11 protein-coding genes are annotated in these 11829 nt (G+C 63.3%); 6 read left to right on the forward strand and 5 right to left on the reverse strand.

Going from position 1 to position 11829, the window contains the following annotated elements:
• Nucleotides 1-113: 113 nt before the first annotated feature.
• Nucleotides 114-1433 (reverse strand): UDP-glucose dehydrogenase family protein, encoded by a 1320-nt coding sequence (locus tag KMZ29_RS25045; protein WP_215621681.1) that lies wholly within the window; start codon nt 1431-1433, stop codon nt 114-116.
• A gap of 168 nt (nt 1434-1601) precedes the next feature.
• Between KMZ29_RS25045 and KMZ29_RS25050 the strand changes: the two genes are divergently transcribed.
• Nucleotides 1602-2669, forward strand: a complete 1068-nt coding sequence (locus KMZ29_RS25050) for an acyltransferase family protein (protein ID WP_215621682.1) — start codon at nt 1602-1604, stop codon at nt 2667-2669.
• Between the two features lie 125 nt (nt 2670-2794).
• Here the strand turns inward: KMZ29_RS25050 and KMZ29_RS25055 are convergent, their stop codons facing one another.
• A complete protein-coding gene (locus KMZ29_RS25055; protein ID WP_215621683.1) occupies nt 2795-3385 on the reverse strand; it encodes a hypothetical protein in 591 nt (196 codons plus the stop codon).
• Nucleotides 3386-3533: 148 nt separating this feature from the next.
• Between KMZ29_RS25055 and polA the strand changes: the two genes are divergently transcribed.
• The 3 genes from polA to KMZ29_RS25070 are packed head-to-tail and all read left to right on the forward strand — an operon-like array spanning nt 3534 to nt 8131.
• Nucleotides 3534-6821 (forward strand): DNA polymerase I, encoded by a 3288-nt coding sequence (gene polA / locus KMZ29_RS25060; protein ID WP_215621684.1) that lies wholly within the window; start codon nt 3534-3536, stop codon nt 6819-6821.
• Entirely contained in the window at nt 6818-7441 is a 624-nt protein-coding gene (locus KMZ29_RS25065; RefSeq protein ID WP_249779785.1) for an NADPH-dependent FMN reductase, read from the forward strand. Before polA ends, KMZ29_RS25065 begins: the two co-directional genes overlap by 4 nt.
• Nucleotides 7442-7495: 54 nt before the next feature.
• Entirely contained in the window at nt 7496-8131 is a 636-nt protein-coding gene (locus KMZ29_RS25070; protein ID WP_215621685.1) for a LysE family translocator, read from the forward strand.
• 117 nt (nt 8132-8248) lie between these two features.
• On the opposite strand, the gene KMZ29_RS25075 is transcribed toward KMZ29_RS25070, so the two are convergent.
• Nucleotides 8249-8875, reverse strand: a complete 627-nt coding sequence (locus KMZ29_RS25075) for a glutathione S-transferase family protein (protein WP_215621686.1) — start codon at nt 8873-8875, stop codon at nt 8249-8251.
• Nucleotides 8876-9055: 180 nt separating this feature from the next.
• On the opposite strand from KMZ29_RS25075, the gene pyrE reads away from it, so the two are divergent.
• Nucleotides 9056-9619, forward strand: coding sequence for an orotate phosphoribosyltransferase (gene pyrE, locus KMZ29_RS25080; protein ID WP_215613670.1), 564 nt, complete (start codon nt 9056-9058; stop codon nt 9617-9619).
• Nucleotides 9620-9932: 313 nt separating this feature from the next.
• Nucleotides 9933-10685, forward strand: a complete 753-nt coding sequence (locus KMZ29_RS25085) for a DUF2865 domain-containing protein (RefSeq protein WP_249779786.1) — start codon at nt 9933-9935, stop codon at nt 10683-10685.
• A gap of 153 nt (nt 10686-10838) precedes the next feature.
• On the opposite strand, the gene KMZ29_RS25090 is transcribed toward KMZ29_RS25085, so the two are convergent.
• Nucleotides 10839-11270, reverse strand: a complete 432-nt coding sequence (locus KMZ29_RS25090; RefSeq protein WP_215603887.1) for a hypothetical protein — start codon at nt 11268-11270, stop codon at nt 10839-10841.
• 169 nt (nt 11271-11439) lie between these two features.
• A complete protein-coding gene (locus KMZ29_RS25095) occupies nt 11440-11670 on the reverse strand; it encodes a hypothetical protein (RefSeq protein WP_215621688.1) in 231 nt (76 codons plus the stop codon).
• Between the last annotated feature and the right edge of the window lie 159 nt (nt 11671-11829).

Raw genomic sequence — 11829 nt, forward strand, 5'->3', positions numbered from 1 at the left:
CCGGCCTTGTGCCGGGCATCCACGTCTTCCTTGCGCGAGAAGACAAGACGTGGATGGCCGTGACAAGCACGGCCATGACGGAAGTCGTCATTGTGCGCGAGCGCAAAGAGATCTCACCCCCGCGGCTCGTTCGAGCGCCCGACGCTTTCATAAACGAAGCCGAGCGCCGCCATTTCCTCGGGGCGATAGATGTTGCGGAGATCGACCACCACCGGCTGCGCCAGCTCGCTTTTCAGCCGCTCCAGATCGAGCGTGCGGTACTGCACCCACTCGGTCACCACCACCATGGCGTCGGCGCCGCGCACGCAGGCGTAGGGATCGGCGCAATATTCGATGTCGGGCAGTTCGCGGCGCGCCTGCGCCATGCCGACCGGGTCGTGCGCGCGCACCTTGGCGCCGAGATCGAGCAAACCGGTCACCAGCGGGATCGAGGGCGCCTCGCGCATGTCGTCGGTGTCGGGCTTGAAGGTGAGGCCGAGCACGGCCACCGTCTTGCCGCGCAGGCTGCCGCCGGCCGCACTCGCGACCTTGCGCGCCATCGCGCGCTTGCGGTTGTCGTTGACCCCGAGCACCGCCTCGACGATCCGCAGCTGCACGTCATGATCGAGTGCGATCTTGACCAGCGCGCGGGTGTCCTTGGGAAAGCACGAGCCGCCGAAGCCGGGACCGGCATGCAGGAATTTCGAGCCGATGCGGTTGTCGAGCCCGATGCCGCGCGCGACTTCCTGCACATCGGCGCCGACCTTTTCGGCGAGATCGGCGATCTCGTTGATGAAGGTGATCTTGGTGGCGAGGAAGGCGTTGGCGGCGTATTTGATCAGTTCCGCGGTGCGCCGCGCCGTGAACATCAGCGGCGCCTGGTTGAGCGACAGCGGCCGGTAGATGTCGCCGAGCACCTTGCGCGCGCGGGCGTCCGAGGTGCCGACCACGATGCGGTCGGGAAACTTGAAGTCGCGGATCGCCGCGCCCTCGCGCAGGAACTCCGGATTGGACGCCACCACGACATCGGCGGACGGATTGGATTCGTGGATCAGCCGCTCGACCTCGTCACCGGTGCCGACCGGCACGGTCGATTTGGTGACGACCACGGTGAAACCATCCAGCGCCGCGGCGATCTCGCGCGCGGCGGTATAGACGTAGCTCAGGTCGGCATGGCCGTCGCCGCGCCGCGACGGCGTGCCGACGGCGATGAACACCGCATCGGCCTCGGCGACCGGTGCTGCCAGATCGGTGGCGAAATCCAGCCGCCCGGCCTTGACGTTGGACGCCACCAGCATATCGAGCCCCGGCTCGAAAATCGGGATTTCGCCGCGGCGCAGGCTGGCGATCTTGTCGGCATCCTTGTCCACGCAGGTGACGTGATGGCCGAAATCGGCAAAACAGGCGCCGGAAACCAGCCCCACATAGCCCGTGCCGATCATGGCAATACGCATCTCAAAACCCGTCGATAATGGTTAATTCAAAGCCCGATTTCGATGCGGTCTTTAAAGCATTTCCGGCCCGAGGGGAAACGGGAAGGTTCCGGAAAACCGGCATATCCTTTGAATGAATAAAGGAGAACGAAACCGATTCCGCCGATGATGCGGCGAAAAGGGACACCCATGACCACAAACGGCACATCCGCAGGCGCAACGCGTCCCATCCAGTCAATGCCCGGCCGCATCGACTGGGTCGACTACGCCAAGGGCATCTGCATCGTCATGGTGGTCATGATGCATTCGGTGCTGGGCGTCGAGGCGGCGGCCGGCCAGACCGGCTTCATGCACATCCTGGTCGCCTTCGCCAAGCCGTTCCGGATGCCGGATTTTTTCCTGATCTCGGGCCTGTTCCTGTCGGTCGTGATCGACCGCGACTGGCGCACCTATCTCGACCGCAAGGTGGTGCACTTCGCCTATTTCTACGTGCTGTGGGTGACGATCCAGTTCGGCTTCAAGGCACCCTCCTTCGCCGCCGAGGCGGGCTGGGCCCATGTCGGCTACCTGTATCTGGAATCCTTCGTCGAACCGTTCGGGACGCTGTGGTTCATCTATTTGCTGCCGGTGTTCTTCGTCGTCACCAAGGCGAGCCGCAAACTGCCGCCGGCGCTGATCTGGGGCGTGGCGGCGCTGCTGGAGATGGCGCACATCTCGACCGGCTGGACCGTGATCGACGAGTTCTGCGCACGCTTCGTCTATTTCTATTCCGGCTACCTGTTGGCTGGCCTGGTGTTCGCATGGTCGGACCGCGCGCGGGCGCGTCCTGCATGGGCGCTCGCGGGCCTCGCGCTCTGGGCGCTGGTCAACGGCAGCCTGGTCGAATTGGGCTTCAGCGAATGGCCGCTGGTCTCGCTGGCGCTGGGGCTTGCGGGCGCTCTCGCCATCGTCACCGCGGGCACGCTGCTGGCGCGCGCGCACTGGCTGAATTTCCTGCGCTATTGCGGCGAACATTCCATCGTCATCTATCTGGCGTTCTTCCTGCCGATGGCGGCGACGCGGACGCTGCTGCTGAAGACCGGTTTGATCCACGATATCGGGATGATCTCGCTGATCGTTACCGTGGTCGGCATCGCCGGCGCGCTGGCGATCTGGCGGATCGCGCTTCTTGCCGGCGCCAACTTCCTGTTCGAGCGCCCGGCCACGTTCTGGATCGCGCCGAAAAAGGTGGGGCCAGCATTGCAGGCGGCGGAGTAGTTTGGATTCGTCATTGCCGGGCTTGACCCGGCAATCCATTCGCTTTCACGAGACTCTTTCGAAGATTGATGGATGCCCGGATCAAGTCCGGGCATGACAAGAGAATATGTGGCGCTGGCCCGCGCTCACGCCCCCTCGATCTTCACGCCGTCCTTCATCTGCGTCAGCTTCGCGCGAAACGCCTCGGCGTCGCCGAAATCGGCAAAGCCCTGGTAATATGGATGCGGGCCGAGCACCCGGCGGGCATGCTTGATCGGGCACCAGTAGATTTCGGTGCGCGCCGCCACCTCGCGCATGAAGGCGAATGCGCCGTTGACGTAGGAGCAATAGGCGCAATTGATTTTTTCGATGGCGTTGAGATAGGCGAGGTGGTGGCGGTCGAACACCAGATAATCGCGGCGGCGCACCTTTGGGATTTTGTAAACCGGAAAGCAGATCACCTGAAAGGCCATGACGCAGAGATCTACCAATACGATCGGGAAAACCAGCAAATAGATCACCGGCGCGCTCAGGATCATCAGCGGATTGGCGTCGAGCAGATAGCGCGTCACCCGTGTCTTGAGCTCGCGGTGGATCCGCAGCACCTCCCGCTCGAACACGATCCGGCGGTTTTCGAGGTGGAAACGCAGCTCCTCCCGCCGTTTCGCCAGTTCGATCTCGATATCAGCCTGAACCTGGCGCAGCTTCTCCATGAGTTCGTCGAGTTGTGTGGCCATATCCGTTCCTTCGGTCCAACTGTCTCCGCAGGGGGACACGGAACGACGCCCAATGCAACTGCCGCCGGAGACGGCGGCCGGCACAAAAATCGCGGCACAACCGCCGCCAAAGGCTGTCAATTCGCGCAAAAATCCCTAAGTTTCGGCCATGCCGAAAACATCCCCCAAAGCCGCCATCAAACCCGCTGCCGTCAAGGCGCCCGCCAAGGGCGACCATGTCTTTCTGGTCGACGGCTCCTCCTATATTTTCCGTGCCTATCACGCGCTGCCGCCGCTGAACCGCAAATCCGACGGCCTGCAGGTCAATGCCGTGCTCGGCTTCTGCAACATGCTGTGGAAGCTGTTGCGCGACATGCCGCCGGACAACCGGCCGACGCATCTCGCCATCGTGTTCGACAAGTCGGAAATCACCTTCCGCAACAAGCTCTATCCCGACTACAAGGCGCACCGGCCGCCGGCGCCGGACGATCTGATCCCGCAATTCGCGCTGATCCGCGAGGCGGTGCGCGCCTTCGACCTGCCCTGCCTCGAACAGGGCGGCTTCGAGGCCGACGATCTGATCGCGACCTATGCGCGCGAGGCCGGCGAGCGCGGCGCCACCACGACCATCGTTTCCTCCGACAAGGACCTGATGCAGCTCGTCACCGACAAGGTGACCATGTACGACACCATGAAGGACCGCCGCATCGGCATTCCCGAAGTGATCGAGAAATTCGGTGTGCCGCCGGAGAAGGTGGTCGAGGTCCAGGCGCTGATTGGAGATTCCACGGATAACGTTCCAGGCGTTCCCGGCGTGGGGCCAAAAGCTGCAGGCACCTTGATAAGTGTATTGGGCTCTCTTGATCGAATTCTTTCTGCGGAGAAGAATCCTGAGATAATCGAGAATGAATTGAAGACTAAGTTGGCCGAGCTTGATGAGCAGATTGCAAGTATCGCTGGCAAGCCAATAAAGCCAGGCTCAGCGGCAGAAGTCGGAAAAGTCCTCTCAGAGAAATTTGGAGAGAAAGATCTAGCCAAGGATAAGAAGGGAAACCCTACGGCGGATACTGAGACAATTGGACGACTCGCAGATTCAGGAAACAAATTCTGCAAGTTAATTTTGGAAGCCCGCGATTTGTCGCGCGTGATCGGCGGCACTGTCTCAAAAATAATTGCAAATAAGGATCTGGCGGAGACCTCGCGGCAGCTGGTGCTGCTCGACGACAAGGTCAAGCTCGACGTGCCGCTCGCCGACCTCGCGGTGCACGAGCCCGACGCGCGCAAGCTGATCGCGTTCCTGAAGGCGATGGAGTTTTCCACCCTCACCCGCCGCGTCGCCGAATATTCACAGATCGATCCGTCGGACGTGGAAGCCGACGCGAAGAACGCCAGCGGCGCCAGCGGCAAGTCGGCCGGCTCTTCGCCGCCTCCCCCGCGCGCGGCGGAAGGCGATCTTTTCGGCGATCAAGCCCCGCCTGCTTCCGCCAACGGCAAGGGCCGCGCCTCCGCCGTCGGAAAAGAGGGCAAGCCGGATAGATCGAACGTCATCCTGACGCCCCATGCGCTCGCCGCCGCCCGCGCCGAAGCCGCGCGCAAAACGCCGGTCGATCGCAACAAGTACCAGACCATCCGCAGTCTCGATCAGCTCAATGCCTGGATCGCGCGGGTGCATGACGTCGGCTATTTCGCCATCGAGGCCAAGGCGAACTCGATCGACCCGATGCAGGCGGAGATGTCGGGCATTGCGCTGGCGCTGGCGCCGAACGACGCCTGCTATGTCCCGCTTGCCCACAAGGCCTCGGGCGACGGCGACGGTCTGTTCGCCGCCGGCCTTGCGCCCGACCAGATCGAGGCGGCCGACGCGCTGGAGTCGCTGCGGCCGCTGCTGGAATCCCAGGGCATCCTGAAGATCGGCTTCAACATCAAGTTCAACGCGGTGATGTTCGCGCAACACGGCATCACCCTGCAGAATCACGACGACGCGCAACTGATGTCCTATGCGCTTGATGCCGGGCGCAATTCGCATGCGCTCGATGCGCTGTCCGAACGCTGGCTCGGCCACGCCATCATCAGCCACGGCGAACTCACGGGCAGCGGCAAGGGCAAGCTCGCCTTCGATCAGGTCGCGATCGACAGGGCAACCGCTTATTCGGCCGAGGATGCCGACGTGATCTTACGGCTATGGCAGGTACTGAAGCCGCGCCTGGTCGCCGAGCGCATGGCCACCGTCTACGAGACGCTGGAACGGCCGCTGATCTCGGTGCTGGCGCGGATGGAGCGGCGCGGCATCTCGATCGACCGCCAGGTACTCTCGAGGCTGTCGGCCGATTTCGCCCAGACCGCGGCGCGGGTCGAGGCCGAAATCCAGGAAATCGCCGGCGAGCCGGTCAATGTCGGCAGCCCCAAACAGATCGGCGACATCCTGTTCGGCAAGATGGGCCTTCCCGGCGGCACCAAGACCAAGACCGGGGCGTGGTCGACGACGGCGCAGGTGCTCGACGATCTCGCCGAGCAGGGCCACGATTTGCCGAAGAAGATTCTCGAGTGGCGGCAGGTCTCGAAACTGAAATCGACCTATACCGACGCGCTGCCGACTTACGTGCACCCGCAGACCCATCGCGTCCACACCACTTACGCGCTGGCGGCGACCACGACGGGGCGGCTGTCGTCGAACGAGCCGAACCTGCAGAACATTCCGGTGCGTACCGAGGACGGCCGCAAGATCCGCCGCGCCTTCATTGCTTCCCCCGGCCACAAGCTGGTGTCTGCGGATTATTCGCAGATCGAGCTGCGGCTGCTCGCCGAGATCGCCGATATCCCGGTGCTGAAACAGGCATTCAAGGACGGGCTCGACATTCACGCCATGACCGCCTCGGAAATGTTCGGCGTGCCGATCAAGGACATGCCGGGCGAGGTGCGCCGCCGGGCCAAGGCGATCAATTTCGGCATCATCTACGGCATCTCGGCGTTCGGGCTCGCCAACCAGCTCGGCATCGCCCGCGAGGAAGCCTCCGCCTACATCAAGAAATATTTCGAGCGCTTTCCGGGCATCCGCGCCTACATGGACGCGACGCGGGATTTCTGCCGCAGCCACGGCTATGTCGAAACGCTGTTCGGCCGGAAGTGCCATTACCCCGACATCAAGGCTTCCAACGCCTCGATCCGCTCGTTCAACGAACGCGCCGCGATCAACGCGCGGCTGCAGGGCACCGCCGCCGACATCATCCGCCGCGCCATGACGCGGATGGAGGATGCGCTGGCCGAGAAGAAGCTCTCGGCGCAGATGCTGCTGCAGGTCCACGACGAGTTGATCTTCGAGGTGCCCGACAACGAGGTCGCCGCGACCTTGCCGGTGGTGCAGCACGTCATGCAGGACGCGCCATTCCCCGCGGTGGTGCTGTCGGTGCCGCTGCATGTCGATGCGCGGGCGGCGAACAATTGGGACGAGGCGCATTGAGCGTTTTCACCGCGCCGAAAGCCCCAACCAGCCCGCAACCCCACCATGCACCACCGATGAAAATCATTGCGATTTCCGGCAGCCTTCGCGCTGTCTCCTTGAACACCGCGGTACTTCACGCCGCCGGCCGCCTCGCTCCTGCCGGCGTGGAAATTGAGGTTTATGAAGGAATCGGGCAGCTTCCCTTCTTCAATCCCGACCTCGATGGCGAACGCCTGCCCCGGCAGATCGCCGATTTTCGCAACATTATCGGAACAGCCGACGGACTCCTGATCTCCAGCCCCGAATACGCCCGTGGCGTTGCCGGGGTGACAAAGAATGCGCTCGATTGGCTGGTGGGCAGCTTTGAATTTCCGAACAAGCCGGTGGCGCTGATCAATACTTCGCCGCGAGCGACCCACGCGCTGGCAGCTCTGACGATCACGCTCGAGACGATGTCGGCGCGACTCGTCAAGGATGCGTCGATTACGCTGCCGTTGCTCGGCACGGTGAACGACGCGGATAGCATCGCGACGAATCCCAGGTTTGCCGACCCGCTGCGGAGCGCGATCGAGATCTATGTTCGTGCGCTCAGGGCCATCGCGGAAGAAGAATTGCACTCGGAGCAATTTACGAAATGACATCGCGACATCGCGCGCGGTAGAAACCGCGCGAATTCACTTCGCGAGTCCCCCATGCCCGATCCCGCCTCCCTGCTCGGCTTTGCCCTGGTTGCGCTGACCATGGTGCTGACGCCGGGGCCGAACATGATCTACCTGATCTCGCGTTCGATCACGCAGGGGCCGATGGCCGGCATCATTTCGCTCGGCGGCGTCGCACTCGGTTTCGTGTTCTACATGCTGTGCGCAGCGCTCGGCATCACCGCGCTATTGTTCGCGGTGCCGTTCGCCTATGACGCGCTGCGGCTCGCCGGCGCGGCCTATCTCATGTGGCTGGCGTGGCAGGCGCTGAAGCCGAACGGGCGCTCGCCGTTCCAGGTACGCGAACTCGCGGTCGATCCCCCGCGCAAACTATTCGCGATGGGCCTGTTCACCAACCTGCTCAATCCCAAGGCCGCGATGCTCTATCTGGCGCTGCTGCCGCAGTTCATCGATCCGGCTCACGGCAGCGTGCTGACGCAGTCGCTGGCGCTCGGCTTCACCCAGATCGCGATCAGCGTCAGCGTCAACGCGCTGATCGCACTGGCCGCTGGCTCGATCGCGCTGTTCCTCGGCACCAGGCCGAGCTGGCTTCTGGTGCAGCGCTGGCTGATGGGCACCGTGCTCGCCGGGCTGGCGGTCCAGATGGCGCTGGAGACGAAGCGGGCGTGAGCGCGCTCGTCATGCGCGGGCTTGACCCGCGCATCCATCGTCTGCGGCAGCAGACATGAAATTTGGTCGAAGAGGATGGATTGCCGGGTCAAGCCCGGCAATGACACTGAATAAACCTCAATCCAGCTTCGCCTCCATGCCGCGCTTGACCGCCGGCCGCGCCATCAGGGCGTTGTACCAGCGCTCGACATTCGGAAAATCCTTCAGCTCCACCTTGTGGCGCGGGTGGCGCCAAGCCCAGCCGAGAATGGCGAAGTCGGCGACCGACAAGGGTCCGGCGACGAATTCGTTGGTTGCCAGGCGGCGGTCCAGCACGCCGTAAAGCCTTCGCGTCTCCGCCATGAAGCGCTTCAGGCCATAGGCGCGGTCCGTCTCGTTCTCCAGCGCGATGAAGTGATGCACCTGGCCCGGCATCGGCCCGAAGCCGCCCATCTGCCACATCAGCCATTCATAGACGGGGATGCGGTCGATCAGGGGGACGGGCAGGAACTTGCCGGTCTTCTCGCCGAGATAGAGCAGGATGGCGCCGGATTCGAACACGCTGACCCGCTTGCCGCCGGGGCCGTCGGGATCGACGATCGCGGGAATCTTGTTGTTGGGACTGATGGCGAGGAATTCCGGCGCCATCTGCTCGCCCTTGCTGATGTTCACCGGGAACACCTTGTATGGCAGGCCCATCTCCTCCAGCGCGACCGAGATCTTGCGGCCGTTCGGCGTGTTCCAGGTGTAGAGTTCGATGGTCATTTTCGTCGTTTCCCCCGCCAAGCGGGGTATTCAGTAGCCCGGAACCTGCTGGGGTTACAACCGCTGCTGCCGCCGGTGCCGATAGGGAAACTATGCGTTGTTGACGGAACGAGATCGGCGCTGGAATGTGCCCGCGGTCGCCGATAGATTGCGCCCGCCCTCAGCCCCGAGAACAACGCCTTGTCCAAATCAGCCTCCCGCGCCCGCCTCGCCGAGATCATCCGCAAGCGCTCGTTCGGGCGCGGCGAAATCACGCTGGCCTCGGGCCGCAAGAGCGATTTCTATTTCAACCTGAAGCCGACCATGCTCGATCCCGAAGGCGCGACGCTGCTGGCGGAACTGACCTTTGAGGCGCTGAAGGACGATAACCTGGATTATGTCGGTGGCCTCGAAATGGGCGCGGTGCCGCTCGCCGGCGCGATCGCGCAACTGTCCTGGATCAAGGGCCATCCGATCGCGGCGTTCTTCGTGCGCAAGAAGCCGAAGGAGCACGGCGCCCGGCTCGCGGTCGAGGGATTGGCAAAAGGCGAGAGCCTGCAAGGCAAGCGTATCGTCATCGTCGAGGACGTCACCACCACAGGCGGCTCGGCGTTGAAGGCGGTGGAAGCGGTGCGCGACGCCGGCGGCGAGATCGCGCTGGTCTTCACCATGGTCGACCGCGAGGAAGGCGCCAGCGAAACCTTCGCGCAAGCCGGCCTGAACTTCCGCTCGCTCTACAAGGCCAGTGAATTTTTGAAGGGGTGACAACCCCAATTGTTTTTCTTCTTACCTCTCCCGCTTGCGGGGGAGGTCGACGCGCTCGCAGAGCGCGGCGGGTGGGGGCTCTCACCGTTCACACCGCATTCTCGTCGGGCACCCCCACCCCAGCCCTCCCCCGCAAGCGGGAGAGGGAGCACATGCATTTCTTTTCGGCAATCTCTTGCCCGGTCACCGCTCGTTTACCATCCCGCACTAATGTGAATCCGTGCCGAGGCGCGTATCGCTGCGGCCGGTCTTGTTGCGTCGGGTGGAGTCTGCGTTGCGTAAAGAGTTGAGTGTTCAGCGCATGCGGCGCCGCATGATGCTTGTTGCCGCCGCCGCGCTCGCAGGCTCGCTTGCCCTGGCGCCGCGCGTCGCGTCCGCCGAAGGCCTGTTCGATTTCTTTTTCGGCGGCGCCCAGAGGCCACAGCGCCAGGCCCCGCCGCAAGCCAATTTCTTTGCCGATCCGTTCGGCCAGAACCAGCAGCCCGCGCCGGCGCCACGTGTGGCGTCAGGCTCCGGGCCCGCCTTTTGCGTGCGCAGCTGCGACGGCAAGTATTTTCCGCTGATGCGCGGCAATACCTCGCCGGTCCAGATGTGCCAGGCGTTCTGCCCGGCAAGTCCGACCAAAGTCTTCTTCGGCAGCAGCATTGACGGCGCATCCTCGGCGACCGGCGAGCGCTATGCCGACAGCGAAAACGCCTTCGCCTATCGCAAGGCGCTGCGCGCCGACTGCACCTGCAACGGCCGCAATCCTGCAGGGTTGGCCCCGGTCGATCTCACGCTCGACAATTCGCTGCGGTCGGGCGACGTGATCGCCACCACCAGCGGGCTGGTGGCCTATTCCGGGGTACGGCTCGGCGCCGACCAGACCGCTGAATTCATACCGGTTGCTTCCTATCCCGGCCTCACCGCCGACGTCCGCGCCCGGCTCGGCGAGATCAAGGTGGCGCCGGTGACGGCGGAAATGATCGCCACATCAGCGCCGGAAGCGAGCCGCGACGTCGCGCTGCCCGCGACCTCGGTGCCGAAGACGGTTTCGACCAGAGACAAACGCGCGGAAGCGAATTAGACGCACCGCAGGCTGACACCGTCATTGCGAGCGCAAGCGAAGCAATCCATTCGCGAGACCAAGACTGGATTGCTTCGTCGCGGAGCCTGTCATCGGGCGCGCATTCGCGCGACCCGTTGGCTCCTCGCAATGACGGAAAGAGCGCCGACGACCTTACCGCCCGACGATGACGCCGATCACGTTCGGCGCCGACAGATATTTCTCCTCGATCTCGGCGCGCGCCGCGGCGCGGTTTTCCGGCGTCAACAGGCCGCGCTTTTCGGCCAGGATCATCCAGCAATAGCCCCACCAGTCCGTCAGCATGCCCTCGTCGTCGACAAGGTCGTAGCCCTGTTCGGCCGCAAAGATCCGTGCATGGGCCTCGTCGAGCGAATCGAGGAAGACGTGATCCTGGTCGGAGAACAGATCGTCGCTGAAATCGTCCGTGGTGTAGCCCCATACCGACATGCAGACGGCGTTGAACTCGCGGTCGATCGCGTCGTCATCGACGATCCTGCGGCGGGAAGCCTTATGCAGCCGCGACAGCGAACGGGCGAAGTCGGCGATGCGGGTGAGCGCGAATTGATCGAAGGCGATGGTGGACATGTAGTCCTCGCAAGCTTGGACAGACCATAGATATTGTGTCGGCACAGCGCCGAATCACTATGATATATCAAAGACTTGCTAAAGTGTTCTTAATTTGTTCCAATAAATATTGCGGTCGTCCCGGCGCAGGCCGGGACGACAAGAGAAAGGTGTGATTGCCGCTCAGCCCTCACATCGCCGACAGCAGCCTATCCCCGCAATAATTGGCGTAGAATTTTCCGCCGCACTGCCGCTTGATCGCGGCGCAGCGGGTGGCGGGGGAAGCATTTTTCGCGACGCTGAAGGAGCAGCTCAGGCCGTCGGCGCTTTTACCGGCCTTGCCGGCGGCGAAGGCAGCACTCGTCGCGCCGACGCAGAATACCAGCAACGCCGCGGCGGCGATTTCGATCGTCAGTCTCATGGCGCGGCTCTCCCCTAAGCTATCGCGATATCTCGTCCTTCCAAGCCGATGATAGCACCAAAGCCTGCTGGCGCGGAGGCGGTCAAATCGGCCCGGTCCTTGCATAAAATCATGCCGCGCAGTGCACAACAATGCCTCCGGCGGTTTCGACGCCTGCGC

Origin of the sequence: Bradyrhizobium sediminis, assembly GCF_018736085.1 — a bacterium.
Taxonomy (GTDB): domain Bacteria; phylum Pseudomonadota; class Alphaproteobacteria; order Rhizobiales; family Xanthobacteraceae; genus Bradyrhizobium; species Bradyrhizobium sediminis.

Bases quoted from the DNA above. Each gene is read 5' to 3' on its own strand.
- KMZ29_RS25045 (WP_215621681.1), bottom strand. From the start codon at position 1,433: ATGCGTATTGCCATGATCGGCACGGGCTATGTGGGGCTGGTTTCCGGC.
- KMZ29_RS25050 (WP_215621682.1), top strand. From the start codon at position 1,602: ATGACCACAAACGGCACATCCGCAGGCGCAACGCGTCCCATCCAGTCA.
- KMZ29_RS25055 (WP_215621683.1), bottom strand. From the start codon at position 3,385: ATGGCCACACAACTCGACGAACTCATGGAGAAGCTGCGCCAGGTTCAG.
- polA (WP_215621684.1), top strand. From the start codon at position 3,534: ATGCCGAAAACATCCCCCAAAGCCGCCATCAAACCCGCTGCCGTCAAG.
- KMZ29_RS25070 (WP_215621685.1), top strand. From the start codon at position 7,496: ATGCCCGATCCCGCCTCCCTGCTCGGCTTTGCCCTGGTTGCGCTGACC.
- KMZ29_RS25075 (WP_215621686.1), bottom strand. From the start codon at position 8,875: ATGACCATCGAACTCTACACCTGGAACACGCCGAACGGCCGCAAGATC.
- KMZ29_RS25085 (WP_249779786.1), top strand. From the start codon at position 9,933: ATGATGCTTGTTGCCGCCGCCGCGCTCGCAGGCTCGCTTGCCCTGGCG.
- KMZ29_RS25090 (WP_215603887.1), bottom strand. From the start codon at position 11,270: ATGTCCACCATCGCCTTCGATCAATTCGCGCTCACCCGCATCGCCGAC.
- KMZ29_RS25095 (WP_215621688.1), bottom strand. From the start codon at position 11,670: ATGAGACTGACGATCGAAATCGCCGCCGCGGCGTTGCTGGTATTCTGC.